This window comes from Isoptericola haloaureus (assembly GCF_036689775.1).
GTDB lineage: Bacteria > Actinomycetota > Actinomycetes > Actinomycetales > Cellulomonadaceae > Isoptericola > Isoptericola haloaureus.
Window position 1 is genome coordinate 340,478 of sequence record NZ_JBAGLP010000116.1, and the last position, 25,652, is coordinate 366,129.

The following is a 25,652-nucleotide window of genomic DNA, read 5'->3' on the forward strand; positions in this document are numbered from 1 at the left end:
CAGACTATGTGTCGAGCCGCCGCAGTGCACCGCGGACCAGATCCTGGTCGGTGGTCCGCCAGAAGTCGGGCAGGGACCGGGTGAGGAAGGATCCGTACCGTGCCGTGACCAGGCGGGGGTCCAGGACCGCCACGACGCCCCTGTCCTCCTGGGAGCGGATGAGCCGCCCGGCTCCCTGCGCCAGCAGCAGCGCGGCGTGCGTCGCGGCGACCTGCATGAACCCGTTGCCGCCGGACTGCTCGACCGCGCGAGCTCGGGCCGCCTTGACGGGGTCGTCGGGGCGCGGGAACGGTACCCGGTCGATGAGGACCAGCCGGCAGGCGTCCCCCGGCACGTCCACCCCCTGCCACAGGGACAGCGTGCCGAACAGGCACGTCGCCGGATCGGCCGCGAACTGTGCCACCAGGCTCGGCAGCTGGTCGTCGCCCTGGCACAGCACCGGGACGTCCAGCCGCTCGCGCATCGCCTCGGCCGCGGCCGTCGCGGCGCGGCGGGAGGAGAACAGCCCCAGCGTGCGCCCGCCGGCCGCCTCGACCAGTCCGGCGATCTCGTCGAGCTGCGCCTCGGTGGTGGGTTCGCGCCCGGGCGCGGGCAGGTGCTTGGCCACGTAGCAGATGCCCTGGCGGCGGTAGTCGAACGGGCTGCCGACGTCGATCCCGCGCCAGTCGCCGTCGTCGTCGCCGGTGGAGGCGGCGAGCCCGAGGGACCGTGCCAGCGGGTCGAAGCTGCCGCCCAGCGTCAGCGTGGCCGAGGTCAGGACACCGGTGCGCTCGGTCAGCAGCTGAGAGCTGATCAGCCCCGCGACGGCCAGCGGCGCGGCGTGCAGCCGGGCGACCCCGTCGCCCCAGGGCGCGTCGGCGGGCGGGCGGGAGCACCACAGGACGTCGTCGCTCGTGTCCTCGGCCGCCATGCGTTCGGCCACGTCGAAGAGCTGCTGGATCGCCGACTGCGCCATACGGATACCGGCGTCGGGCTCGGCACCGGGCTCCGGCCGCAGCTCGGCGAGCAGGCCGCGGGCTGCGTCCCGCACCGCCGACACGGCGGTGTGCAACGACTCCGGCAGCCCCTGGGGGTACCGCTCGGCCGGGACCGTGGCGAGCACCTGCGCCAGGCCCTGGGCGGCGGCGTCGAGGTCGTCCGTGGTCCGGCCGCCGTGCCGGCGGGCGAGCCGGGCCGCGTGCTCGACCGTGCCGGCCGACAGGTCGACCGTCGCGGCGGAGGTGATGCGGTCGGCGAGCTCGTGGGCCTCGTCGACCACCAGCACGTCGTGCTCCGGCAGGACGTGCTGGTTCCCGGACGCGGCGATCCCCAGCATGGCGTGGTTGGTGACCACGACGTCGGCCTCGCGGGCGGTGGCGCGCGCCTGCTCGGCGAAGCACTCGTCGAAGACCGGGCACCGCTGACCGAGGCACTCCAGGGAGGTGACCGACACCTGCCGCCAGGCACGGTCCGGGACGCCGGGGACCAGGTCGTCCCGGTCCCCGGTGTCGGTCTCCTCGGCCCAGGCGTGCAGCCGACGCACCTGGTCGGCCAGCCGGTCCGACGCCGCGTCCCCGCCGCGCGGGGTGGCCGGGTGCTGCTCGGCGGCTGCCCCCTCGCCCGGGCCGGGGTCGGGCGGCAGGTCGAACAGCGTGGCGTCGTCCGTCGGGTAGCCGCCGGTGATCTTGTGCCGGCACAGGTAGTTGTGCCACCCCTTGAGCAGGGCGACCCGCGGCGGCCTCGGCAGGGCCGGCGCCACCGCGTCGGCCACCAGGGGCAGGTCCCGGGTGATGACCTGGCGCTGCAGGGCGAGCGTGGCGGTCGACACCACGACCCGCTCCTCCTGCGTCACCGCGTGGCGCACGGCGGGCACGAGATAGCCCAGGGACTTGCCGGTGCCGGTGCCGGCCTGCACGAGCAGGTGCCGCCCGTCGTCGATGGCCCGCGCGACCTCCGAGGCCATCTCCCGCTGGCCCTCGCGCGGGCTGCCGCCGAGGGCCCCGACCGCGCGGTCGAGCAGCGTCGAGACGTCGGGTGCGGCGGCGGGGTCGGACGAGGTCACCGTGCGATCCTACGGGCGACCGACGACCCCGCCGGACGGGTCCACAGCGCTCAGACGGCCGCGGCGTCCAGCTCGGCCGCGAGCGCCGCGTCGACCCGTCCGCGCAGGCGCGTGCCCTCGGCGAGGTACTCCTCGTCGGCGAGCTCGCCGTGCTCGTGGACCCGGTGCACGAGGTCGCCGCGCGAGTACGGCACGACCAGGTCGATCTCCACGGCCGGGCGCGGCAGCGCGTCGGCGATCAGCGCCTTGAGCTCGGCGATCCCCTCGCCGGAGTGCGCCGAGACGACGGCGGTGCGCCGTTCGCGGCGCTGGATCCGTCCCACGGTGACGGGGTCGGCGAGGTCGGCCTTGTTCAGCACGACGATCTCGGGGACGTCCTCCACCCCGGGGATGTCGGACAGCACCTCGCGGACGGCGTCGATCTGCCCCTCGGGGTCGGGGTGGGAGGCGTCGACGACGTGCAGCAGCAGCGCCGCGTCGCCCGCCTCCTCGAGGGTGGAGCGGAACGCCTCGACGAGCTGGTGCGGCAGGTGCCGCACGAACCCGACGGTGTCGGCGAGCGTGTACAGGCGGCCGTCCTCGGTGCGGGCGCGCCGCACCGTGGGGTCGAGGGTCGCGAACAGGGCGTTCTCGACCAGCACCCCGGCGTCGGTGAGGACGTTGAGCAGCGAGGACTTCCCGGCGTTCGTGTACCCGGCGATCGCGACGTTCGGCACCGCGTGACGACGACGCTCGAGACGTTTGGTCTCCCGGGCCGGCGCCATCGCGGCGATCTCGCGTCGCAGCTTGGCCATGCGGTTGCGGATCCGGCGGCGGTCGAGCTCGATCTTCGTCTCGCCGGGACCGCGCGAGCCCATGCCGGCGCTTGCGCCGCCGACCTGGCCACCGGCCTGCCGGGACATCGACTCGCCCCAGCCGCGCAGGCGCGGCAGCAGGTACTCGAGCTGGGCGAGCTCGACCTGCGCCTTGCCCTCCCGCGACTTGGCGTGCTGGGCGAAGATGTCCAGGATCAGTGCGGTGCGGTCGACGACCTTCACCTTGACGACGTCCTCCAGCGCGCGACGCTGGGACGGGGCGAGCTCGGAGTCGACGACGACGGTGTCGGCACCGCTGGCGGCGACCATGTCGGCGAGCTCGGCCGCCTTGCCGGAACCCAGATAGGTGCCCGGGTCGGGGTTGGCGCGCTTCTGGAGCAGGCCGTCGAGCACCTGGGAGCCGGCGGTCTCGGCGAGCGCGGCGAGCTCGCGCAGCGAGATCTCGGCGTCGCGGGAGGCGACCTCGCCCCCGGAGTGCAGGCCGACGAGGACGACCTTCTCCAGCCGGAGCTGGCGGTACTCGACCTCGGTGACGTCGTCGAGCTCGGTGGACAGCCCCGAGACGCGACGCAGCGCCGAGCGCTCGGCCAGGTCGAGCTGGTCGCCGTCGTACGCGGAGTGCACGGTCCCGCCCTCGGCCCGCGCCGTCCCTGCTCTCGCGAGGACGCGTGCGACCACGTCGTGGGCGATCGACTGCGCGTCCCGGGGCTCCTCGGTCGCCTCGGCGCCCGTCGCGGTCTGCTCGGGGTCGGTGGGGGTGTGGGTCAAGTCGGTCCTCTCGATGGGTTCTCCGTCGTCAACAAGGATCCCACGCGGTTTCGTCCCGACGAAGCCCATTACGCTTCCTGCTGTGAGCGACCACTACTTCACGGCCCGACCGGCCTCCGACGACGAGCGTTGCACCCTCGACGTGCGGCTCGCCGGACGCGAGGCGACCGTCGAGGTCGCCGCCGGCATCTTCTCCCCCGGCGGGGTCGACAAGGGCACCCGGATCCTGCTCGACGAGGTGCCCGCCCCGCCGGCGGGCGACCTGCTGGACCTCGGGTGCGGCTGGGGCCCGATCACGCTCACGGCGGCGCTGGAGAACCCGGCGACGACGGTCTGGGCCGTCGACGTCAACGAGCGCGCGCTGGACCTGGTGCGCCGCAACGCCGACCGGCTCGGGGTCGCCGACCGCGTCCGCGCGATGACGCCGGACGAGGTGCCCGACGACGTCACGTTCGCCGCGCTCTGGTCGAACCCGCCGATCCGCGTGGGCAAGCAGGTGCTGCACGACATGCTGCGGCGCTGGCTGCCGCGGCTGACGGCGCCGTGCCCGCCCGACGGCGGCGCGTGGCTGGTGGTGCAGAAGAACCTTGGCGCCGACTCCCTGGCCCGATGGATCGAGGCCGAGCTCGGGCAACCCACGCGGCGCGCGGCCTCGTCGAAGGGCTTCCGCATCCTGCACGTGACGCGCTGAGGGCGCGCCGGGCGGCCGGGCACGTCCCGTGAGGGGACGAGCGTCCCGGTTCTGCGGCGGATCAGCAGACGAATCTCGCGCGTCCGGGACGCTCGACCGACGGACGCGGGACCTGACCGGCGACCGCGGTGGCGTCCGGCACTACAGGTCGATCTCGCCGCTGAAGACGAGCTCGGCGGGACCGGCGAGCTCCACGTGCCCGCCGTGCAGCAGCCGGACGCGGACCTCGCCGCCGGGCACCTCGACGAACCAGGTCGACGGCACCCCGTGGGGGTCGTCCACGCCGTGCGCCGCCCAGGTGCGCACCGCGAGCGCCGCCGCGCACGCGCCGGTGCCGCACGACCGCGTCTCACCGACGCCGCGCTCGTGCACCCGCATGCGGATCCGCCCGACGGGCCGCCCCTCGGGACCGGCCTCCTCCCCGAGCGGGACGACGAGCTCGACGTTGGTGCCGTGCGGCGGGACGGGTTCGACGGCAGGGGCCCGGGTGAGGTCCAGCGCGTCGAGCTCGGCGACGTCGGACAGCGCCACCACCGTGTGCGGGTTGCCCAGGTCGAGGCTCAGCGCCGGACGCGGGGCGTCCCAGCCCGCCGTGAGCACCATGGCGTCGGCTCCGGCCGCGGCCGCGCCGTCGCCCCCGGTGAGGGACCACGGCCCCATGTCGACGGCGTACCAGCCGTTCTGCTCGCGACGGACCCGCTTGACGCCCCCGCGGGTGCCCAGCGCCAGCTCGGCGCCGTCGGACAGGTCGGCGAGCCCCAGGCTCTCGGCGAACGCGGTGAAGACCCGCACGCCGTTGCCGCACATCTCGGCCGGGCTGCCGTCACCGTTGCGGTAGTCCATGAACCAGATCGCCTCCGGCGCGGCCGCGAGCACGTCGTCGGCCACCTGCTCGCCCGCCTGGGCGACCGCGGCCGTCGGCGCCAGGCGGATGACGCCGTCGGCGCCGATGCCGCTGCGCCGGTCGGCCAGACGCCGCACCTGCTCGGCCGTGAGGTCCATGTCGCCGCGGGTGTCGGCGACGAGCACGAAGTCGTTCTGCGTGCCGTGCCCCTTGGTGAAACGTACGGTCATGAGCCCAGACTACGGCGCACGGGTCGGTCCTCCGGCGCCGGGAGGGTCTCCGCGTCGGCGGCCCGGACCACGGCGAGGGCGTCGGCCAGCAGGGTCGGCGAACCGGCGTCGAGCCACTGCACGCGCGGGTCGCGGCCGAACCATCCCATCTGCTTGCGCGCGAGCCGCCGGGTGTCGGTCACCACGGCCTCGCGCGCGGCGTCCTCGGTGAGGTCGCCCGCGAACCAGCGCAGCAGCTCGGCGTACCCCACGGCGCGCGCCGCCGTCGTGCCGAGGCCGGCACCGGTCCCGCCCTGCGCGGGCGAGGCCAACGACCGCACCTCGTCGACGAGCCCGGCGGACCACATGCGGTCCACCCGCCCCGCGACCCGGGCGTCGAGCGTGGGTCGGTCGCAGTCGAGACCGATCTGGACGGCGGGACGGACGTACTCCTGGCGGGGCAGGTTGGCGGTGAACGGCTGCCCGGTGATCTCGATCACCTCCAGCGCACGTACGAGGCGCCGGGTGTTCTCCGGGCCGATGGACGCGGCGGCATCGGGGTCGCGGCGCACCAGCTCGGCGTGCAGCGCGCGGCGCCCCTCGGTCTCGGCGCGCCCCTCGAGGCGGGCGCGCACCTGCGGGTCGGTGCCCGGGAAGTTCATCTCGTCCAGCAGTGCGCGCACGTAGAGCCCGGAGCCGCCGACGACGACGGCGCGGGCGCCGCGGGCCGCGATCGCGTCGAGGTCCGCGCGGGCCGCCGCCTGGTAGTGCGCCACGGAGGCGTCCTGGGTGGGGTCCAGCACGTCGAGCTGATGGTGGACGATCCCCCGGCGCTCGGTCGGCGGCACCTTGGCGGTGCCGACGTCCATGCCGCGGTAGAGCTGGAAGGCGTCGGCGTTGACGATCTCGGCCGGCGCCCGCGGTCCGGACAGCGCCTCGGCGAGGTCCAGGGCGAGGTCCGACTTCCCGGTGGCGGTGGGTCCCACGACGGCGACGATCACGGACCTACGGTACGTCGTGGGTCGCCGTACCCCCCGGCTAGGCTCTGCGGGTGCTGCTGCTGTCCGTGCTCGCCGTGAGCCTGCTGTCCGGTCTCGTCCCGGTGGTCAGCATCGAGGTGTACCTCGGGGGCGTCGCGGCGGTGACGGACGCGGCGTCGGACCCGGTCCGGGTGGCGCTGATCGCTCTCGTGGCCGGGATCGGCCAGACCGTGTCCAAGGTGGTGTGGTACCTCGGCGCGGCCCGGTCGATGGAGACGCGGTGGGTGCGCGAGAAGCTGGCCGTCAAGCGACGCCGCGAGACCTTCGACCGGTGGCAGGACCGCATCCAGGGCCGGCCCTGGCTCAGCGCCGCGGTGCTTCTCGCGTCGGCCTCGGCGGGCTTCCCGCCGCTGATGATCATGGCCGTCGTGGCCGGCTCGCTGCGGGTGCCCATGGCCGTCTACGTCCCGACCCTCCTGGTCGGCCGCACGACGCGGTTCTGGCTGCTGCTCGCCGGCGTCGGCTGGTTCGCCGGGTGAGTCAGTCGGCCCAGGTCACGACGTCGTAGGCACCCGGCAGGTGGTCCCCGGACGCGGCGACGGTCCGGGTGGTCGCCGACCAGCCGCCGCGGTCCGCGAGCCCGGCCAGGACGCCGGCGACCGCCGCCGTGCAGGCCGTGGGTCCGGCCGCCGGGTCGGCGGGGGAACCGCCGGCCACGACGAGCGCGTCGACGCCGGCGAGCTCGCGCAGGCCGACGCGCACGGCCCCGGGATCGTCGTCGGCGACCTCGACGACGTGCGCCCCGGCCGCGGCGTCCTGACCCAGCGCGTCGGCCAGGACGAGCAGCGCCACCGAGGCCGGGACGTGTGCCGCCGGGAGCGTGACGCCCGTGGGGGGACCAGGCAGCCAGCGGTCGTGGACGCCGGCCGCGGCGAGGGTGGCCCGCCGGGCGCCGGCGGCGGTGCGCGGACCGGGCGCGAGCACCCCCCAGCGCTGCGGGACGGCTCCGTGCGGGGTCCGGACGGCGGCCAGGGCGTCCGCGACGGCGGCACGCAGGTCGCCCAGGGGCCGTGCCGTCCCGGCGGCACCGGGGACCAGGAGCGGGGTCGCGGGCAGGACGACGGCACGAGCGGGCACGCTGCCAACCTACCGGGACGTGTAGCGTGGGTCGTGTGAGGTTCTTCGGGTCGCGCCGGATCGCCAGATCGTCAGCCGCATCGCGTGAGGAGCCCCTCGACGCGGACCTGTTGCGCAGCGACGTCGAGAACGTGCTGCTGGCCGGGCCCGTCGGGCAGCTCGCCGGGGCGACCCCCCGCCCCGTGACGCGAGAACGGGTCAGTGCCTGGCTGGACTCCTCGGGGTTCACCTACGCCGTCGACAACGACGGCGACCCGGGCGGCATCTGGCACGGACGGCAGTTCTCCTTCCTCGTGCTGGGCGACGAGGGCGAGGTCCTGCAGGTGCGCGGCCAGTGGCACCGCCAGGCCACCATCGAACGGCTCGGGGAGATCCTCGACGTGTGCAACGCCTGGAACGCCGAGCGCATCTGGCCGACGACGTACGCGCGGGTGCGCGACGACGGCGCGGTCGTGATCTGCGCCGAGGTCACCACGAGCCTCGAGCACGGCGCCACCGACGACCAGCTCGGCCAGCTCCTGGAGTGCGGGCTGTCGACCGGGGTGATGTTCTTCGAGCACCTGGACTCGGTGTTCCCGGACCCGCTGCAGGTGGCACCGTGACCGGGCCGCTGCGACGAGCCGCGACGGCGGTGCTGCAGGTGGCGCGCCGTCGGCGCGCCGACGACACCGAGTCCCCCGCCGCACGCCCCACCCCGGTGACGGCCCGGCGCATCGGCGCCGACCTCGCGCGGCGCGGCTACCGGTTCCGCACCGACGACGACGGCGACCTCACCGGGACGTGGGACGGCCACCGGTTCTGGTTCCTGCTGATGGGCGACGCCGGGGAGATCCTCCAGGTCCGCGGACGCTGGTCGGGCACCGTGCCCGAGTCGGCGCGGCCGGCCGTGCTGCAGGCGTGCAACGACTGGAACCGCGAGCGCATCTGGCCGAAGGTCTACACGCGCCCCGAGCAGGGCGGCCTCGCCCTGTACGGCGAGGTGTCCGTCGACCTGGAGCACGGCGCGACCGAAGACCAGCTCGCCGAGACGCTCTCGTGCGGGCTGGTGACGACGTCCCAGTTCTTCTCGGGGCTCGGAGCCCTGGTCGGACCGGAGGCCGAGGACTGACCCCCGGCCGCCGGTCCGGACCCCGGCCGGGAGTCCGGTCCCGGCCGGGGCACGTCAGCGACGCAGCGTCGGCATCCCCAGGGTGACCGGCGCGCCGGGCTCGCCACCGCCGCCGTGGGAGTGGTCGTCGTGGCCGCCGCCGAGGCGGGCGGACTCCCGCTGCACCCAGGCGTCGCCGGACCGCGTGCGCCGCACCGTGTAGGTGCCGCCGTCGAGCGCGGAGTCGGCGATCAGGTGGTGCGGCGCCGCCCGCGTGACCTCGACGGTCACCATGTCCCCCGGGCGCGGGAGCGCAGGGTCCAGGTCGGCGACGTCGACGAGCCGCGGGTCGTCGAGGGAGGCCGGCTGGTCGGCCAGGCCGCCCTCGGGCAGCACGCCGGCCGGCACCGCGAGGTGGACCAGGCGGTTGTCCGGGGCCCGGCCCGACAGCCGGTGGGTGGCACCGTCCTTCTTCCCCGAGCCCTCCGAGACGAGCACCTCGAGGGTCCGGCCGGTCTGTCGCGCGGACTCCTCGGCGCTGATCCGCTCCTGCAGCGCCAGCAGCCGGTCGAAGCGCTCCTGGACGACCTCCTTGGGCAGCTGGTCGTCCATCTCCGCCGCCGGCGTCCCGGGGCGCGGGGAGTACTGGAACATGAAGGCCGAGCTGAATCGCGACTCCTCGACGACGCGCAGCGTCTCGGCGAAGTCCTCCTCGGTCTCCCCGGGGAAGCCGACGATGATGTCGGTGGTGATCGCGGCGTCGGGCATCGCGGCGCGCACGCGGTCCAGGATCCCGAGGAACTTGGTCGACCGGTAGCTGCGGCGCATGGCGCGCAGGACGCGGTCCGAGCCCGACTGCAGCGGCATGTGCAGCTGCGGCATGACGTTCGGGGTCTCCGCCATCGCCTCGATGACGTCGTCGGTGAACGCGGCCGGGTGGGGCGAGGTGAAGCGCACGCGCTCCAGTCCCTCGATGTTCCCGCAGGCGCGCAGCAGCTTGGCGAACGCCCCCCGGTCGCCGAACTCGACGCCGTAGCTGTTGACGTTCTGACCCAGCAGCGTGACCTCGACGGCTCCGGCGTCCACCAGGGCCTGCACCTCCGCGAGGACCTCCCCCGGCCGGCGGTCGCGCTCCTTGCCCCGCAGGTGCGGGACGATGCAGAAGGTGCAGGTGTTGTTGCAGCCCACGGAGATGGAGACCCAGCCGGCGTACACCGACTCGCGGCGGGTCGGCAGCGTGGAGGGGAAGACCTGCAGGGACTCGGCGATCTCGACCTGCGCGGCCGCGTTGTGCCGTGCCCGCTCGAGGAGCACCGGCAGCGCGTCCAGGTTGTGGGTGCCGAAGACGACGTCGACCCAGGGCGCCTTGTCGACGATCTCGCCGCGGTCCTTCTGCGCCAGGCAGCCGCCGACGGCGATCTGCATGCCCGGCCGCTCCGCCTTGAGCCCGGCGAGCTGGCCGAGGTTGCCGTAGAGGCGGGTGGCGGCGTTCTCGCGCACCGCGCAGGTGTTGATGACCACCACGTCGGCGTTGCTGGCCGCCTCGTCGGCGGCCGACGCCCGCGTGTAGCCGGCCTGCTCGAGCATCCCGGCCATGTGCTCGGAGTCGTGGACGTTCATCTGGCACCCCAGGGTGCGGACCGTGTACGTGCGGCCTGCCCCGTCGGAGGGCGGGGGTGTGACGGTCTCGCGGGGTGACGGCATGGTGGTGGACATCGCCTTCTAGGGTACGGTCCCGCGCGCGACGAATCCGACGTCGCAAGCATGCTGATTCTTCACGTTCCGGACAGTCGTTACCGATTCGTTGCCGACTCGGCGCGTCTTCGCATCCCATGGAAACAATCGGCTGGTTAGGTTCATGACATGGATCACAGCGGAACGACTCCGGCGGACGACCAGCACCCGCCGGCGGACGACTCGCACCTGGGCGCCCCGCTCGTCGAGCTCGAGGCGGTCGACAAGTACTTCGGGGACCTGCACGTGCTGCAGGACATCAACCTGACGGTGCGACGCGGCGAGGTGCTCGTCGTCATCGGCCCGTCGGGCTCCGGCAAGTCGACGCTGTGCCGTGCCATCAACCGGCTGGAGACGATCGACAGCGGCGACATCTCCATCGACGGGCAGCCGATGCCGGCCGAGGGCCGCCAGCTCGCCCGGCTGCGCGCCGACGTCGGCATGGTCTTCCAGGCGTTCAACCTCTTCGCCCACAAAACGGTGCTGGACAACGTCACGCTCGGCCCGCGCAAGGTCCGCGGGCTGAGCAAGGCCGACGCCGAGGCCGAGGCCCTGCGGCTCCTCGACCGGGTCGGGGTCAAGAACCAGGCGGCGAAGTTCCCCGCCCAGCTCTCCGGCGGGCAGCAGCAGCGCGTGGCGATCGCCCGCTCGCTGGCCATGCACCCCAAGGTGATGCTCTTCGACGAGCCGACGTCGGCCCTCGACCCCGAGATGATCAACGAGGTGCTCGACGTGATGGAGCAGCTCGCCAAGGAGGGCATGACGATGATCGTCGTCACGCACGAGATGGGGTTCGCGCGCAAGGCGGCCGACCGGGTGGTGTTCATGGCCGACGGCCAGATCGTCGAGGAGGCCACCCCCGAGGAGTTCTTCCACCACCCGCGCAGCGACCGCGCCAAGGACTTCCTGTCGAAGATCCTCACCCACTGATCTTCCGCACCGGCACCACCCGACGAAAGGACGAACCATGCGACGCACACGCACCACCGGGGTGATCGCCCTGGCCGCCACGGCCGCGCTCGCGCTGGCCGCCTGTTCCTCCGACGACGGCGGAGGAGACACCGACGCCGACGCCGGCAGCGAGACGACCGACACCATGGAGGAGGAGGAAGGAGCCGGCGGCGAGGGCCTCACCATCGGCATCAAGTTCGACCAGCCCGGCCTCGGCTTCATGGACGGCGACACGCCCTCCGGGTTCGACGTCGACGTCGCCAAGTACGTCGCGAGCGAGCTCGGCTACTCCGAGGACCAGATCGAGTGGGTCGAGGCCCCGTCCGCCCAGCGCGAGACGCTGCTCTCGACCGGCCAGGTCGACATGATCTTCGCCACCTACTCGATCACCGACGAGCGCCGCGAGCAGGTCTCCTACGCCGGCCCGTACTTCGTGGCCGGCCAGGACCTCCTCGTCGCGGCCGACAACACCGACATCACCGGCCCGGACGCCCTGGACGGCAAGAACCTGTGCTCGGTCACCGGTTCGACGTCCGCCCAGCGCATCAAGGACGAGTACTCCGAGGGCGTCAACCTCCTCGAGCAGCCCGGATACGCCGAGTGCGTCACCGCGCTCACCTCGGGGCAGGTCGACGCCGTGACCACCGACGACATCATCCTCGCCGGCCTGGGCGCCCAGCCCGCCAACGCCGGCCAGGTGAAGGTCGTGGGCAACACGTTCTCCGAGGAGCGCTACGGCGTCGGCATCCCGCAGGAGTCCGAGCAGTGCGAGGACATCAACGCGGCGCTGACGCAGATGATCGACGACGGCTCGTGGCAGGAGTACATCGACGCCGCCACCGAGGGCACCGGCTACACGCCGAACTCCGACCTGAACCCGCCGGAGTTCGACCCCTGCGACATGTGATCCCCGGATGAGTCTGGGTCGGGCCCGCCGCACCGCGCGGCGGGCCCGACCCGGTCCCTCGATCCGATACCCGGGCCGTCGGCCCGGTGCCCGTCACCGCCGTGACCGAGCCGAAGGAGCGTCCGCCGCGTGGAGGAGTATCTCGACATCGTCCGCCAGTACGACGTGCTGGGGGCGTTCTGGGTCAACATCCAGCTCGCCTTCTGGGCGGCGCTGCTCTCCCTGGCCCTGGGGTCGGTGCTGGCGCTGTTCCGCATCTCCCCCATCGGGAGCCTGCAGTGGGCCGGGTCCGCGTACGTGACGATCCTGCGGAACACCCCGCTGACGATCATCATGGTGTTCATGGTCCTCGGGGCCTGGGGCCAGCTCGAGCTGACCCTGGCGACCGACTTCGACCTCAACTTCTTCTGGCTTGCGGTCGTGGGGCTGTCGATCTACCACGCGGCCTTCGTGTGCGAGGCGATCCGCTCCGGGGTCAACACGGTGCCGGTCGGGCAGGCCGAGGCGGCACGCTCCATCGGCCTGTCGTTCCTGCCCTCGGCCCGGCTGGTCATCCTGCCGCAGGCCTTCCGCGGCGCGATCGCCCCGCTCGGCAACGTCCTCATCGCCCTCATCAAGAACACCACGGTCGCGGCGGCCGCCTCGGTGGCGACCGAGACCTCCTCGGTGATGCGGACGATGATCGAGTTCCGGCCCGACTACATCTACGCGATCTTCTTCACCTTCGCGATCGGCTACGTGATCCTCGTGACCCCCGTCGGACTGCTGTCCACCTCGTTCTCGCGTCGACTGGCGGTGGCCCGATGAGCGCCCAGACCGTCCTCTTCGACGCGCCCGGTCCCCGTGCCAAGCGCAGGATCCTGCTGGGCAACGTCGTCGGTGCCGTCGTCGTCGCCGGCATCGCGGCTCTCGTGCTCGCCCGTCTGGCCGACAAGGGCCAGCTCGACGCGGACCTGTGGCTCGCCGCCGTCGACGGCGACGCCTGGGCCTACTACTACTGGCCGGGGTTCCTGGCCACCATGCGCGCGGCCGCCGTCGCGATCGTCGGCGCCTTCGCCTTCGGCCTGCTCTTCGGCGTGGGCCGGCTCTCCGCGCTGCTCCCGGTCCGGGTGGTGTGCGGGGCCGTCGTGGAGTTCTTCCGCGCCGTGCCGGTGCTGCTCATGATGGTGTTCTTCTGGCTGCTGCTCGCCAACGCCGGTGTCGACGACTCGGACTTCTGGGGGGTCGTCATCGGTCTGATCCTCTACAACGGGTCCGTCGTGGCCGAGCTGGTGCGGTCCGGTGTCCACGGCCTGCCCTCGGGTCAGCGCGAGGCCGCGCTGTCGACGGGACTGACGCGGGGCCAGTCGCTGCGGTCCGTCGAGGTCCCCCAGGCCCTCATCGCCATGCTGCCCGCGCTGCTCTCCCAGCTCGTGGTCGTGCTCAAGGACTCCGCGCTCGGCGCGATCATCACCTACCGCGAGCTCCTGCAGGAGGCCCGGCGCCTCGGCTCCGGCGAGGGCAACATCCTGCAGACCCTGGCCGTCGCCGCCGTGCTGTTCATCCTCATCAACTGGAGCCTGACCAAGCTGGCGGAGCGGCTGGGCAACTCCTTGCGGCGCACCTCGGGGCGGACCGGGACGATGGCGGCCGGTCTGGACGCCGGTGTCGGGGTGGGCGCGACGGCCCAGGCCGCCGAGCGCCCGCACGGGGTCGACGAGGGACCCGACGCCGGTCCCGGGGACCCCGGCCGACCGGGACGGTGGACCTGACTCAGGAGACGTCGACGACGACGCTGCCCACCTTGCGGCCGGACTCGACGTACCGGTGCGCCGCCGTGATGTCCTCCAGCGCGTAGTGCCGATCGACGACCGGGACGAGACGTTCAGCCGTGACCAGCTCGTGCAGCACGCGGCGCGTGGGTCCGTCCGGGACAGGCGCCGGAAAGCGCACGCGGGCCCACGGCGCCAGCGCGAGCAGGAGGTTGACGCCGCCGGGACCGAGCTCCGACGAGGCGTACACGCCGTGCGGACGCAGCAGACGTCGGCACCGGGCGAACGAGCTCTTGCCCACGGCGTCCATGACGACGTCGAAGCGGGCGGCGTCGCGGGTGAAGTCCACCTCGTCGCGCGCGATGACCCGGTCGGCGCCCAGGCTGCGCACGAGATCCGCGTGCGCGGCGTCGCAGACCGCCGTCACCGTCGCACCGCAGGACGCCGCCAGCTGGACGGCAGCCGCACCGATCGCCCCGGTCGCGCCGTGCACGAGCACGTCCGTGTCCGGGCCGATCTGGAGCCGCTCGCAGAACGCCCAGGCGTAGTGCGGGCCCTCGGTCACCGTGGCCGCCTCCGCGAAGGAGAGGTGGTCGGGGATCGTCTCGACCCAACCGTCGCTGCGGACCGTCATCAGCTCGGCGTGCGCCCCGAAGGGACCTTCGACGTAGCCGTAGACGCGATCCCCGACACCGCGGTCGTGCACGCCGTCCCCGACGGCTTCCACCGTGCCCGCGTACTCGCACCCCAGCACCCGTGCCCGCGGGCGCCGCGGCCCGTACATCGCCCGGGCGAACCAGGGACGGCCCGCACGGTACGCGGTGTCGGTGCGGTTCACGGTCGTCGCCCGGACCCGGACGAGGATCTCACCGGGGCCCGGCGCCGGGTCGGGCACCTCCTCGACACGCACGACCTCGGGCGGCCCGTACCGATCGTGCACGGCAGCGCGCATGGCTCCCCGCTCCTTCGTGTCGACGAGAGCCGCGAGTGCTCCCCGACGCAGGCTAGTCGTCGAACGACACCATGTCGTCCAGGTCGTCACTCTCGCCCTCGGCGGCCAGGGCCTCCTTGACCGCGGCGAAGGCCACCGACGGGTTGTGCCCCTTCCGGCTCAGCGCCCCCACGGCACGCCGGACGCGCTTGTCCCGGTCCAGACCCTGCGTCCGCGCGACGTGCCTGCGGGCCAGCTCGGCCGCGGCGGCGCGCTCGTCGTCGCCGTCGATCTGCTCGAGGGCGGTGGCCGCCGTCTCGGTGTCGACGCCCCGGCGGTGCAGCTCGGCGGAGATCGCCCGCCGGGCCTGCCCACGCTCCGCGTGCCGGGTCCGCACGATCATCTCGGCGTACGCGGCGTCGTCGACGAGGTGGACGTCCTCGAGGCGGTCGAGCACCTGCTCCGCCAGATCCTCCGGGTACCCCTTGCGCGCGAGGGACCGTGCCAGCTCGGCCCGGCTCTTCGGCGCAGCGGTGAGCGTGCGCAGGACGGCCTCCCGCGTCAGCTCCATGGCCTCGTCGCGGGAGAGCTCACCGGCCTCGAGCCGCTCGACGACGGTCGGGCGACGGCGACGGGTCCGCCCGTCGCCGTCGCCCGACCGTCCGCGTCCGGTCTCCGCGCTGCTCAGAAGGGCGCCTTCTTCTTCGCGGCCGTGCGGCCGGCGCTCTTGCTCGCCGCGGGCGCCTTCGCCGGCGCCTTCTCGTCGGCCGCGTCGGCCGCGCCGGCCGTTGGGGTCTCGCCCGCGGGGGCGTCACCGTCGGCCGGGGCATCCACCTGCGGGCCGACGCCGAGCTTCTCCTTGATCTTCTTCTCCAGCTCGTTCGCCAGGTCCGGGTTGTCCCGCAGGAACGAGCGGGCGTTCTCCTTGCCCTGACCGAGCTGGTCCCCGCCGTAGGTGAACCACGACCCGGACTTGCGCACGAACCCGTGCTCGACGCCCATGTCGATCAGACCGCCCTCGCGGGAGATCCCGACCCCGTAGAGGATGTCGAACTCGGCCTGCTTGAACGGGGGCGCCATCTTGTTCTTGACGACCTTGACGCGGGTGCGGTTGCCGACGGAGTCGGTGCCCTCCTTGAGGGTCTCGATGCGGCGGATGTCCATACGCACCGAGGCGTAGAACTTCAGCGCCTTACCACCCGTGGTCGTCTCGGGAGAGCCGAAGAACACGCCGATCTTCTCGCGGAGCTGGTTGATGAAGATCGCCGTGGTGCCCGACGAGCTCAGCGCACCGGCGATCTTGCGCAGCGCCTGCGACATCAGGCGGGCCTGCAGACCGACGTGGCTGTCACCCATCTCGCCCTCGATCTCCGCCTTGGGCACCAGGGCGGCGACGGAGTCGATGACGATGATGTCGAGCGCGCCCGAGCGGATCAGCATGTCCGCGATCTCCAGGGCCTGCTCACCGGTGTCGGGCTGGGAGACGAGCAGCGCGTCGGTGTCCACGCCGAGCTTCTTGGCGTACTCGGGGTCCAGGGCGTGCTCGGCGTCGACGAAGGCGGCGATGCCACCGTTCTTCTGGGCGTTGGCGACCGCGTGCAGGGCGACGGTCGTCTTGCCGGAGGACTCGGGGCCGTAGACCTCGATCACGCGGCCACGGGGCAGGCCGCCGATGCCGAGGGCCACGTCGAGGGCGATGGAGCCGGTGGGGATGACGTCCACCGGGGCGCGCCCCTCCTGGCCGAGCCGCATGACCGAGCCCTTGCCGAAGCTGCGGTCGATCTGGGCGAGCGCGGCCTCGAGGGCCTTCTCACGGTCTTCCGGTGCTGGCATGTCGGTCACCTTCGTGTTCTGCGCGCGGCCGCGCGTCTTCGGTCTGCTGCTCATGTCGACGACGACGCTACGCGTCGCCACCGACACGACCCCGGCCGGGCCCGTCGACCTGTGGACGACGAGCCCGCGAGGCCGTCCTGTGGACACACTCTAACCGAACATCTGTTCGACGCGAGAGGCTCGACGCTCGGCGTGTCGGCCTCGCCGCGGGCGGCCGTCAGCGCGGCGGCCGTCAGCGCGGCGGCGGGGCCTGTCGGTGTTCGTCGGTCCCCCACCGCTCGCGGTCCGGGACGTCCAGGGCGTCGCACAGGGCGTGCCACACGTCGCGGGGGTCCGTCCCGGCGTCGAGCGCCTCGGCGGGCGTCCGGTCGCCGAGGCGGGGCAGCACCTGCTCGCGCACGAGGGTGCGCCCGTAGGCCCGGCCGAACACCTCGTCGACGAGCTGGGTGAAGTCGGAGTAGAGCACGCGCCCAGCCTGCCACGGCCGCCCCGATGTCGGTGCCCGGGTGCACCATGGGCTGGTGGCCACCGACCCGCTCGCCCGCTTCGCCCCCGCGACCCGGGCCTGGTTCCGCGACGCGTTCGCGGGCCCGACGACGGCGCAGGTGGGCGCCTGGGAGGCCGTCGAGGCGGACCGGCACGCGCTCGTGGTCGCGCCCACGGGCTCGGGCAAGACGCTGGCCGCGTTCCTCTGGGCGATCGACCGCCTGACGTCCGCGCCACCGCCGGCGGAGCCCGCGCACCGCTGCCGGGTGCTGTACGTCTCCCCGCTCAAGGCGCTGGCGGCCGACGTCCAGCGCAACCTGCGCGCTCCCCTGACCGGGATCCGCCGGGCCGCCGACCGGCTCGCGGTCGGTGCCCACGACGTGCACGTGGGGATGCGCACCGGCGACACGCCTCCCGCCGAGCGCCGCGCCTTCGCCACCCGTCCCCCGGACGTCCTCGTCACGACGCCCGAGTCGCTGTTCCTGGTGCTGACCTCGGCGGCCCGCGCCGGCCTGGCCGGCGTCGAGACGGTGATCGTCGACGAGATCCACGCGCTGGCGGGCACGAAGCGTGGCGCGCACCTGGCCATCAGCCTCGAACGGCTCGACGCCCTGCTGCCCCGCCCCGCCCAGCGCATCGGCCTGTCGGCCACCGTGCGTCCGGCCGAGGAGGTCGCCGGGTTCCTCGGCGGGAGCCGTCCGACGACGGAGGGCGGCCGCGAGGTCGTCGTCGTCCAGCCGCCGTCCGAGAAGCGCTGGGACCTGGACGTCGCCGTCCCCGTCCCCGACCTGACCGACCTCGGCGGCGACGAGGAGCCCGACCTGTCCGGGGCCGCGAGCGGTCCGCAGCGGCAGGCCTCGATCTGGCCGCACGTGACCGACCGGGTCGTCGACCTCGTCAGCGACCACCGCTCGACCCTGGTGTTCACCAACTCCCGGCGCGGGGCGGAGCGGCTCACCGCCCGTGTCAACGAGACCTGGGCGGAGCGCGAGGTGACGGCCGCGCCCGACGCCGGGGCGGAGCAGGCGGCCGCGACACCCGGCCAGTCGGGCACGGCGGCGGCACTGGAGCCCGGGGCCCCGGTCCTCGCCCGCGCCCACCACGGCTCGATGAGCCGGACCGAGCGCACGCGGACCGAGTCCGACCTCAAGGCGGGGCTGCTGCCCGCCGTTGTCGCGACGTCGTCCCTGGAGCTCGGCATCGACATGGGGGCGGTGGACCTCGTCGTGCAGGTCGGCGCCCCGCCGTCGGTGGCCAGCGGCCTGCAGCGCATCGGTCGGGCCGGGCACCAGGTCGGGGCCGTCTCGCGCGGCGTGGTCCTGCCCACGCACCGGGGCGACCTCGTCCCGGCGACGGTGGTCACCCAGCGCATGCGCTCCGGCGACATCGAACCCCTGCGGGTCGTGTCCACGCCGTTGGACGTGCTCGCCCAGCAGGTCGTGGCCGCGCTCGCCGTCGACGACTGGGACGCCGACGAGCTGCTCGGCACGTTCCGTCGGGCCGCGCCCTTCGCCGCCCTCGGCGACGCGACGTGGCACGCGGTGCTCGACATGCTGGCCGGGCGCTACCCCAGCGAGGAGTTCGCCGAGCTGCGGCCGCGGATCGTGTGGGACCGTGCCTCGGGGCGGCTCACGGCCCGTCCCGGTGCCCTGCGGCTGGCCGCCACCAGCGGCGGGACCATCCCCGACCGCGGCCTCTACGGCGTCTACCTGGCCGGCGACGACGGCGGGCGCGGCGGCAAGCGCGTCGGCGAGCTCGACGAGGAGATGGTCTACGAGTCCCGCGCCGGGGACACCTTCACCCTCGGGTCCTCGACCTGGCGGGTCGAGGAGATCACCCCGGACCGCGTGCTGGTCACCCCGGCGCCGGGCCTGCCCGGCCGCCTGCCGTTCTGGCGGGGCGACTCCCCCGGCCGACCCGTGGCACTCGGACGGGCCGTCGGCGCGTTCCTGCGGGAGGCCGACGAGCACCTCGCCGACGACGCCGAGAAGGGCCGCGCCCACCTGCGCGAGGCGGGGCTGGACGCGTGGGCCGCCGACAACCTCGCCGGCTACCTCACCGAGCAGCGCGCCGCGACCGGCCGCGTCCCCGACGACCGCACCGTCGTCGTCGAGCGCTTCCGCGACGAGCTCGGCGACTGGCGGGTCGTGGTCCACTCCCCGCTGGGCGCCCGCGTCCACGAGCCCTGGGCGCTGGTGGTCGGCGCGCGGCTGCGGGAGCGCCTGGGCACCGACGTCGCCGCCATGGCCGCCGACGACGGGATCGTGCTGCGCCTGCCCGGCGACTCGCCGTGGGACCTCGAGGCCGCGACGGCACGGCCCGAGGTCACCACGGCCGACCTCCTCGTCGAGCCGGACGAGGTCGACGCGGCCGTCCGTGCCGAGCTCGGTTCCTCGGTGCTGTTCGCGTCCCGGTTCCGCGAGGCGGCGGCCCGCGCCCTGCTGCTGCCCCGCCGTCGTCCCGACCGCCGCGCCCCGCTGTGGCAGCAGCGCCAGCGGGCCGCCCAGCTGCTGCAGGTCGCCTCGGCCTACCCGGACTTCCCGATCATGCTCGAGGCCGCCCGCGAGTGCCTGCAGGACGACTTCGACGTCGCCGCCATGCGCGCGCTGATGACCGACCTGGCCGCGGGAGACGTCCGGCTCGTCGAGATCTCCACCGAGGGACCCTCGCCGTTCGCCCGGTCGCTGCTGTTCGGGTACACCGCCCAGTTCCTGTACGACGGCGACGCGCCGCTCGCCGAGCGCCGGGCCGCCGCGCTGTCGCTGGACCCGACGCTGCTGGCCGAGCTGCTCGGCGAGCAGGGCGCGACCGACCTCTCCGACCTGCTGGACCCCCAGGTGGTCGAGCGGACCGAGGCCGAGCTGCAGGGGCTCGCCCCCGACCGCCGTGCGACCGACGCCGAGGCGGTCTGGGACCTGCTGCGCCGCACCGGACCGCACGGGCTCGAGGAGGTGCGCCGCCGGGTGGCCGACGACGTCACCGGCGCGGTCCCCGACTGGCTCGCCGCGCTGGAACGTGACCGCCGGGCCATCCGGGTCCGCGTCGCCGGCACCGAGCAGTGGGCGGTCGCCGAGGACGCCGGCCGATTGCGCGACGCGCTCGGGGTGGCACCGCCCGCGGGCCTGCCGGACGCCGTCATGGCGCCCGCCGCCGACCCGCTGACTGACCTGCTGCGCCGCCACGCCCGCACGCACGGGCCGTTCACGGCGGCCGGGGCCGCGCACCGGTTCGGGCTCGGCGTCGCCGTGGTGACCGCGGTGCTGTCCCGGCTGGAGCGGGACGGCCGGCTGACCCGCGGCGCCCTGCGGCCCGAGGTGATCGGCGGCACCGGCGACGAGTTCTGCGACCCGCAGGTTCTGCGGACCCTGCGGCGGCGTTCCCTGGCCGCGCTGCGCGCCGAGGTCGAACCCGTGGAGCCGGAGGCGCTGGGCGTGTTCCTGCCCCGCTGGCAGGGCACCACCGGACCGCGGCTGCGGGGCACCGACGGTCTGCTCCGGGCCGTCGAGCAGCTCGCGGGTGCCGCGGTGCCCGCCTCGGCGCTGGAGACGCTGGTGCTCCCCGCCCGGGTCGCCGACTACTCCCCCGCCCTGCTGGACGAGCTGACCACCACCGGCGAGGTCGTCTGGGCCGGCCACGCCGCGCTGCCCGGCACGGACGGCACCGTGAGCCTGCACCTGGCCGAGGACGCCCCGCTGACGCTGGCGCAGCCGGCACCCCTGGGTCCCGAGGGGACGCTGGACACCGACCTGCACCGGGTGCTGCTCGATCTGCTCACGTCGTCGGGCGGCTACTTCCTGCCCCGCCTCGTCGAGCTCGCGGACGCCCCGACCGAGGACGTGCTCGAGACGCTGTGGGACCTCGTGTGGGGCGGGCACGTCACCAACGACGGGCTGGCCGTGCTGCGGGCGCGGCTCGGCACGGGCGGCGGCGCGCACCGGGCACCCCGGCAGCCGGGGCGCGCCCGCCCCGTGCGGCGGTCCCGCTTCGCCGTGGCGCGCGCCACCGTGCCGCCGGCGGGAGCCGGCCGCTGGTCCGCGCTGCCGACCCGCGAGGAGGACGCGACGGTGCGCACGCACGCCCTGGCCCAGGTGCTGCTGGACCGGCACGGCGTCCTGACGCGTGCCGTCGCGCCGTCCGAGCACGTGGCCGGGCAGTTCCGGGAGGTCTACCGGGTGCTCACCGGGCTCGAGGAGCGCGGGGCGGTCCGGCGCGGATACTTCGTCGAACGGCTGGGCGGCGCGCAGTTCGCCCTGCCCGGTGCGGTCGACCGGCTGCGCGTGGACGCCGGGGACCGCGACCGGGTCCGCGACGACCCCGACGCCGCACCGCCCGGTCTGCTGCTCGCCGCGACCGACCCCGCCAACCCGTACGGGGCTGCGCTGCCGTGGCCGGGCACCACCCCCGGGCCGGGTGACGCCCCCGGCGGCCACCGGCCCGGCCGCAAGGCGGGGGCCGTGGTGGTGCTGACGAACGGCGAGCCGGCGCTCTACGTCGAACGGGGCGGCCGCACGCTGCTGACGTTCACCACGGAGCCGGCCGCCCTCGAGGTCGCGGCGGCGACGCTGGCCGACCGTGCGCGCCAGGGGCGGCTGGGCCGGCTCGTGGTGCAGCGGATCGACGGCGTGGCGTCCCTGGAGGCCGTCCGGACACCGTCCGCGGCCGCCGGGGCGCTGCTGGGGGCAGGTTTCTCGGTCACCCCCCGCGGCCTGCGGGTGGCGGTCTGATGCCCGAGGGAGACGTGCTGCGGCTGACGGCCGAACGCCTCGACCAGGCGCTGCGGGGCGGGCCGCTGGTGCGCGCCGAGCTGCGCTGGCCGAACGTCGGCGGGGCCGAGCTGACGGGCCGGACGGTCACGGGCTGCGTCTCGTACGGCAAGCACCTGCTGACCCGCTTCGACGACGACCGCACCCTGCACACCCACCTGCGGATGGAGGGCGCGTGGCGGGTGGTGCCGACCGACGGCCGCGCCTCGGCCGCGGGCCATCCGCAGGTGCGCGCCGTGCTGTCGACCGCCCGCTGGACCGCCGTGGGGTGGCGGCTCGGCATGCTGGACCTGCTGCGGACCCGGGACGAGCCGCGCCTGCTCGCTCACCTGGGACCGGACGTGCTCGCCGCCGACTTCGGCACCCACGGACTGCCCGAGGCCCTCGACCGGTGGCAGGCCCAGGGGGCCCGCCCGCTGTGCGACGTCCTGCTGGACCAGGCGATCGTGGCCGGGCTCGGGACGATCTGGATGGCGGAGTCGCTCTTCGCGCGTCGCCTGCACCCGTGGGCCCCGGCCGACTCCCTGTCCGAGGACGAGGTGCGCGGCCTGCTCGTCACGGCGCGCCGGCTCGTGGGGGGAAGCGTCGAGATCGGCCGCCGCCAGGGCCTGGGCGAGGTGCCGCGGTCCGTGCACGGGCGACTGGGCAAACCCTGCCGACGGTGCCGGACGCCGATCGCCGTCGGGCAGGCGAACGAGCCGCCGTACGAGCGGCCGGTGTTCTGGTGCCCCACGTGCCAGGCGGTCAGCCGACCGGCGTGAGGTCCTCGCGCTCTACGGCGCCGCGGGAGAGCATCCCGGCGAGCACGTCCGTGGGGATCGTGTCCGGGACGAGCAGTCCTTCGGCGACCGCGATCCGGTCGCTCACCTCGCGCAGCACGAGGGACAGCGGGATGTCGAGGGCCTCGCAGATGGAGGCCAGCAGCTCGGAGGAGGCCTCCTTCTGCCCGCGCTCGACCTCGCTGAGGTAGCCGAGCGAGACCCGTGCGGCCGAGGACACCTCTCGCAGGGTGCGCCCCTGACGCTGCCGCGCGTCGCGCAGCACGTCACCGATCTCCTGTCGCAGGACGACCATGTCGCGCCCCCTCTCTTCCTCCGACACCCCGGGACGGGGCGTGGGATGACTACCGTACCCCGACGGGCGCGTGCTGCGTCGTCCGGGACGGGCATCGATACCGGTTCGTGGCCTGTTGGCGATCACACCTGCCCAACGCCCGGCACCCCCCGGTGTGTTCCCACCACGGCACGGCGTCCGGGATCCGCACCCTTCCTTCACGCGGCGGCGTCACCCAGCACCGCTGCGCAGAGGTCCAGGGCCGCCGCGACCGCGCCCGCACGGACCGCGGCGCGGTCGCCGTCCAGGTCGCACCGGCGCACCTCGGTGGCCGTCGGCGTGGCCACGGCGACGAAGACGAGCCCGGGGGCCCGGCCGTCCTGGGGGTCCGGCCCGGCGACCCCGGTCGTGGCGAGCCCGACGTCCGCCCCCGTCGCGGAGCGCACGCCCGTGGCCATCGCACCGGCGACGTCGGGGTCCACGGCCCCCCGGGCGGCCAGCAGGTCCGCGTCGACCCCCAGCAACGACGCCTTCAGGTCCGTCGCGTAGGCGACGACACCGCCGCGCAGGACGGCTGAGGAGCCCGGCACGGTGGCGAGCTCGGCCGCGACCATGCCCGCGGTCAGCGACTCGGCGACGCCGAGCGTCCATCCCCGCGCGGCCGCCGCCGCCAGGACCTCGCGGGCCGTCATCCCTCGGTCCGGGGTGCTCCCGACGTACCGCCGGCCGGCCCCTCGGGAGCGGCGTCCGTGCCTTCCTGCCGGGCTCGGCGACGCAGGCGCAGCCCCTGGACGGCGTAGTCGACGCCGGTCACCACGGTCACGACGATGGCCGCCCCCATGACGACCCACGCGACGACCACCACGGCGCCCGGCAGCTGCGCCAGCGGCAGCAGGAACAGCGAGATCGCGACGACCTGCAGCACCGTCTTGATCTTGCCGCCGCGCGAGGCCGGCATCACCGCGTACTTCAGGACGGCCATGCGCATCAGCGTGATCCCCAGCTCGCGCGCCAGGATGATCGTCGGGACCCACCAGGGCAGCTCGCCGAGCGGCCACCACAGCAGGACGAGCGCGGTCCCCACCAGGGCCTTGTCGGCGATCGGGTCCAGGAGCTTGCCCAGGTCCGTCACGAGCCCGCGCGACCGCGCCAGGTGGCCGTCGACCTTGTCGCTGAGCGCGGCCAGCAGGAAGATGCCCGTCGCCACCAGGCGCCAGAGCATCGACTCGCCGCCGTCGACCAGCAGGGCCGCTGCGAAGACGGGGACGAGAGCGATGCGGATCATCGTGACGATGTTCGCGATGTTCCAGGGCGAAGGTGCGGCGTCCGGCATGCCATCAGCCTACTGGGACCGGCGGCGCGCTAACCTCGCGGCGTGGCCGACGACGCCCCACGCAGGGTCGCCCGGCGGGTCCTCGTGGTCGCCGCCGTCGCGGCGACGACGGCCTGCGGGCTGGTCGCACCGTCGGAGCCCGCCCCGGCGCCGACGACCACGGTGGCGCCGTCCACCGCGCGCGCCAAGATCGCTCCCCCGGACCCCGTCCTGCCGGCGGTCTTCACGGTGCTCGCCGCCGGCGACCTGCTCCCGCACGGGCCGGTGGTGCGCTCCGCCCGCGGGGGCGACCGGTTCGGCCGGCTGCTGGCCGGCCTGGACCCGTGGGTGGCCGGCGCCGACCTCGCCCTGTGCCATCTCGAGGCGCCCGTCACGCCGCGGGGCACCGCACCGAGCGGCTACCCCGTCTTCGGTGCTCCGCGACAGCTGGTCCCGGCCCTGGCCGCGCAGGGGTGGGACGGCTGCTCCACGGCGTCGAACCACGCCCTCGACCGGGGGTACACCGGCGTCGTGACCACCCTGGACGCGCTCGACGACGCCGGGATGGGCCACGCAGGCACGGCCCGGTCACGCCGCGAGCAGAGGTCGGCCCAGCACTACCGCCTCCAGCGGTCCGACCGGGACCTGGTCGTGGCGCACCTGTCGGCCACCTCCGGCCTCAACGGCTTCCCGGTGCCGGCCGAGGCGCCGTGGGCGGTCGACCTCGTCGACGCGGAGGCGCTCGTCACCGCAGCGCGCACCGCCCGGCGGGACGACGGTGCCGACATCGTGCTCGTCAGCCTGCACGCCGGCACCGAGTACACCGAGCGGCTCACCGCCCAGCAGGAGGACGTCACCGCCGCCCTGGCCGCCTCGCGTGCGGTCGACCTCGTCATCGGCCACCACGCGCATGTGCCCCAGCGGATCGAGCGGCTCGACGGCGGGCCGCACCGGGCCGGCATGTGGGTCGCCTACGGGCTGGGCAACCTGCTGTCGAACCAGAGCGCGTCCTGCTGCGACCCCCGGACCAGCAGCGGCGTGCTGCTGACCGCCACCGTCACCGAGGAACGACCGGCCGAACCGGCACGCGTGACCGACGTCCGCTGGACGGCCACGACCGTGGACATCCCGGCGGGGCACCGCGTGCACGCGCTCGGACGTCCGCTCGACGCCGGCGCCACGACGCTGGACCGCCGCGAGCTGCGCACCCGCCACGACCGGGTCGCCGACGCGGTCGGTCCGCAGGCCCGCGAGCGTCGGCGCCCGCCGGAGCCGACCGGCGGGGCCCCCGCCGTCCTGCCCCGGGACCCCGCCGTCCGGGACCGCTGAACCCGCCCCCGGGCCCGGCGGACGAGGAGC

The 25,652-nt window shown here is 74.6% G+C and carries 24 protein-coding genes; 11 read left to right on the forward strand and 13 right to left on the reverse strand.

Features of this window, described 5'->3' with window-relative positions; all coding sequences use genetic code 11:
* Positions 1–4: 4 nt before the first annotated feature.
* Together V5O49_RS07035 and hflX are read right to left on the reverse strand one after the other, a co-directional pair.
* Positions 5–2,041 (reverse strand): ATP-dependent DNA helicase, encoded by a 2,037-nt coding sequence (locus V5O49_RS07035; protein WP_332901600.1) that lies wholly within the window; start codon positions 2,039–2,041, stop codon positions 5–7.
* A gap of 50 nt (positions 2,042–2,091) precedes the next feature.
* Positions 2,092–3,624 carry a GTPase HflX gene (gene hflX / locus V5O49_RS07040; RefSeq protein ID WP_332901601.1) on the reverse strand — a complete coding sequence of 511 codons (1,533 nt, stop codon included), beginning with the start codon at positions 3,622–3,624 and terminating at the stop codon, positions 2,092–2,094.
* Positions 3,625–3,706: 82 nt separating this feature from the next.
* Between hflX and V5O49_RS07045 the strand changes: the two genes are divergently transcribed.
* On the forward strand, positions 3,707–4,315 hold the full coding sequence (locus V5O49_RS07045) for a class I SAM-dependent methyltransferase (RefSeq protein ID WP_332901602.1): 609 nt from the start codon (positions 3,707–3,709) through the stop codon (positions 4,313–4,315).
* A gap of 141 nt (positions 4,316–4,456) precedes the next feature.
* Here the strand turns inward: V5O49_RS07045 and dapF are convergent, their stop codons facing one another.
* Together dapF and miaA are read right to left on the reverse strand one after the other, a co-directional pair.
* On the reverse strand, positions 4,457–5,389 hold the full coding sequence (gene dapF / locus V5O49_RS07050; protein WP_332901603.1) for a diaminopimelate epimerase: 933 nt from the start codon (positions 5,387–5,389) through the stop codon (positions 4,457–4,459).
* Positions 5,386–6,369, reverse strand: a complete 984-nt coding sequence (gene miaA / locus V5O49_RS07055; RefSeq protein ID WP_332901604.1) for a tRNA (adenosine(37)-N6)-dimethylallyltransferase MiaA — start codon at positions 6,367–6,369, stop codon at positions 5,386–5,388. Before miaA ends, dapF begins: the two co-directional genes overlap by 4 nt.
* 50 nt (positions 6,370–6,419) lie before the next feature.
* Between miaA and V5O49_RS07060 the strand changes: the two genes are divergently transcribed.
* The gene (locus V5O49_RS07060; RefSeq protein ID WP_332901605.1) at positions 6,420–6,887 is read left to right on the forward strand and encodes a hypothetical protein; all 468 of its coding nucleotides are present in this window, start codon (positions 6,420–6,422) and stop codon (positions 6,885–6,887) included.
* Position 6,888: 1 nt separating this feature from the next.
* Here the strand turns inward: V5O49_RS07060 and V5O49_RS07065 are convergent, their stop codons facing one another.
* Positions 6,889–7,485, reverse strand: coding sequence for a hypothetical protein (locus V5O49_RS07065; RefSeq protein WP_332901606.1), 597 nt, complete (start codon positions 7,483–7,485; stop codon positions 6,889–6,891).
* A 35-nt stretch (positions 7,486–7,520) separates the two neighbouring features.
* Between V5O49_RS07065 and V5O49_RS07070 the strand changes: the two genes are divergently transcribed.
* Positions 7,521–8,087 (forward strand): YbjN domain-containing protein, encoded by a 567-nt coding sequence (locus V5O49_RS07070; RefSeq protein ID WP_332901607.1) that lies wholly within the window; start codon positions 7,521–7,523, stop codon positions 8,085–8,087.
* The gene (locus V5O49_RS07075) at positions 8,084–8,593 is read left to right on the forward strand and encodes a type III secretion system chaperone family protein (protein ID WP_332901608.1); all 510 of its coding nucleotides are present in this window, start codon (positions 8,084–8,086) and stop codon (positions 8,591–8,593) included. Before V5O49_RS07070 ends, V5O49_RS07075 begins: the two co-directional genes overlap by 4 nt.
* 54 nt (positions 8,594–8,647) lie before the next feature.
* Here V5O49_RS07075 and miaB read toward each other — a convergent pair whose 3' ends face one another.
* Positions 8,648–10,288: a tRNA (N6-isopentenyl adenosine(37)-C2)-methylthiotransferase MiaB gene (miaB, locus tag V5O49_RS07080; protein ID WP_405001148.1), complete on the reverse strand. Its 1,641-nt coding sequence runs from the start codon at positions 10,286–10,288 to the stop codon at positions 8,648–8,650.
* Between the two features lie 147 nt (positions 10,289–10,435).
* On the opposite strand from miaB, the gene V5O49_RS07085 reads away from it, so the two are divergent.
* The 4 genes from V5O49_RS07085 to V5O49_RS07100 all read left to right on the forward strand — a co-directional run bounded on the left by V5O49_RS07085 (position 10,436) and on the right by V5O49_RS07100 (position 13,915).
* A complete protein-coding gene (locus tag V5O49_RS07085; protein WP_332901609.1) occupies positions 10,436–11,236 on the forward strand; it encodes an amino acid ABC transporter ATP-binding protein in 801 nt (266 codons plus the stop codon).
* A 37-nt stretch (positions 11,237–11,273) separates the two neighbouring features.
* Complete coding sequence (locus tag V5O49_RS07090; protein ID WP_332901610.1) at positions 11,274–12,164, forward strand: glutamate ABC transporter substrate-binding protein; 891 nt, start codon at positions 11,274–11,276, stop codon at positions 12,162–12,164.
* A gap of 129 nt (positions 12,165–12,293) precedes the next feature.
* Positions 12,294–12,971 carry an amino acid ABC transporter permease gene (locus V5O49_RS07095; RefSeq protein ID WP_278237113.1) on the forward strand — a complete coding sequence of 226 codons (678 nt, stop codon included), beginning with the start codon at positions 12,294–12,296 and terminating at the stop codon, positions 12,969–12,971.
* Positions 12,968–13,915: an amino acid ABC transporter permease gene (locus tag V5O49_RS07100; protein ID WP_332901611.1), complete on the forward strand. Its 948-nt coding sequence runs from the start codon at positions 12,968–12,970 to the stop codon at positions 13,913–13,915. The genes V5O49_RS07095 and V5O49_RS07100 overlap by 4 nt, the downstream gene beginning before the upstream one ends.
* A 1-nt stretch (position 13,916) precedes the next feature.
* Here the strand turns inward: V5O49_RS07100 and V5O49_RS07105 are convergent, their stop codons facing one another.
* The 4 genes from V5O49_RS07105 to V5O49_RS07120 form a co-directional block, all read right to left on the reverse strand.
* Entirely contained in the window at positions 13,917–14,867 is a 951-nt protein-coding gene (locus tag V5O49_RS07105) for a quinone oxidoreductase family protein (RefSeq protein WP_332901612.1), read from the reverse strand.
* Between the two features lie 52 nt (positions 14,868–14,919).
* Positions 14,920–15,417 carry a regulatory protein RecX gene (locus V5O49_RS07110; protein ID WP_332901613.1) on the reverse strand — a complete coding sequence of 166 codons (498 nt, stop codon included), beginning with the start codon at positions 15,415–15,417 and terminating at the stop codon, positions 14,920–14,922.
* Positions 15,418–15,530: 113 nt separating this feature from the next.
* Entirely contained in the window at positions 15,531–16,679 is a 1,149-nt protein-coding gene (gene recA, locus V5O49_RS07115) for a recombinase RecA (protein WP_332901614.1), read from the reverse strand.
* A gap of 232 nt (positions 16,680–16,911) precedes the next feature.
* The gene (locus V5O49_RS07120; RefSeq protein ID WP_278237109.1) at positions 16,912–17,145 is read right to left on the reverse strand and encodes a DUF3046 domain-containing protein; all 234 of its coding nucleotides are present in this window, start codon (positions 17,143–17,145) and stop codon (positions 16,912–16,914) included.
* Positions 17,146–17,200: 55 nt separating this feature from the next.
* Between V5O49_RS07120 and V5O49_RS07125 the strand changes: the two genes are divergently transcribed.
* Together V5O49_RS07125 and V5O49_RS07130 are read left to right on the forward strand one after the other, a co-directional pair.
* The gene (locus V5O49_RS07125) at positions 17,201–21,889 is read left to right on the forward strand and encodes an ATP-dependent helicase (RefSeq protein WP_332901615.1); all 4,689 of its coding nucleotides are present in this window, start codon (positions 17,201–17,203) and stop codon (positions 21,887–21,889) included.
* Positions 21,889–22,689 carry a DNA-formamidopyrimidine glycosylase family protein gene (locus tag V5O49_RS07130; RefSeq protein WP_332901616.1) on the forward strand — a complete coding sequence of 267 codons (801 nt, stop codon included), beginning with the start codon at positions 21,889–21,891 and terminating at the stop codon, positions 22,687–22,689. The genes V5O49_RS07125 and V5O49_RS07130 overlap by 1 nt, the downstream gene beginning before the upstream one ends.
* On the opposite strand, the gene V5O49_RS07135 is transcribed toward V5O49_RS07130, so the two are convergent.
* The 3 genes from V5O49_RS07135 to pgsA form a co-directional block, all read right to left on the reverse strand.
* Entirely contained in the window at positions 22,673–23,002 is a 330-nt protein-coding gene (locus tag V5O49_RS07135; protein ID WP_278237106.1) for a helix-turn-helix domain-containing protein, read from the reverse strand. The genes V5O49_RS07130 and V5O49_RS07135 overlap by 17 nt on opposite strands.
* 197 nt (positions 23,003–23,199) lie before the next feature.
* Positions 23,200–23,673, reverse strand: coding sequence for a CinA family protein (locus V5O49_RS07140; protein WP_332901617.1), 474 nt, complete (start codon positions 23,671–23,673; stop codon positions 23,200–23,202).
* A complete protein-coding gene (gene pgsA, locus V5O49_RS07145) occupies positions 23,670–24,314 on the reverse strand; it encodes a CDP-diacylglycerol--glycerol-3-phosphate 3-phosphatidyltransferase (protein WP_332901618.1) in 645 nt (214 codons plus the stop codon). The genes V5O49_RS07140 and pgsA overlap by 4 nt, the downstream gene beginning before the upstream one ends.
* A gap of 42 nt (positions 24,315–24,356) precedes the next feature.
* Here pgsA and V5O49_RS07150 point away from each other — a divergent pair, with 42 nt between their 5' ends.
* Entirely contained in the window at positions 24,357–25,622 is a 1,266-nt protein-coding gene (locus tag V5O49_RS07150) for a CapA family protein (RefSeq protein WP_332901619.1), read from the forward strand.
* Positions 25,623–25,652: the final 30 nt, after the last annotated feature.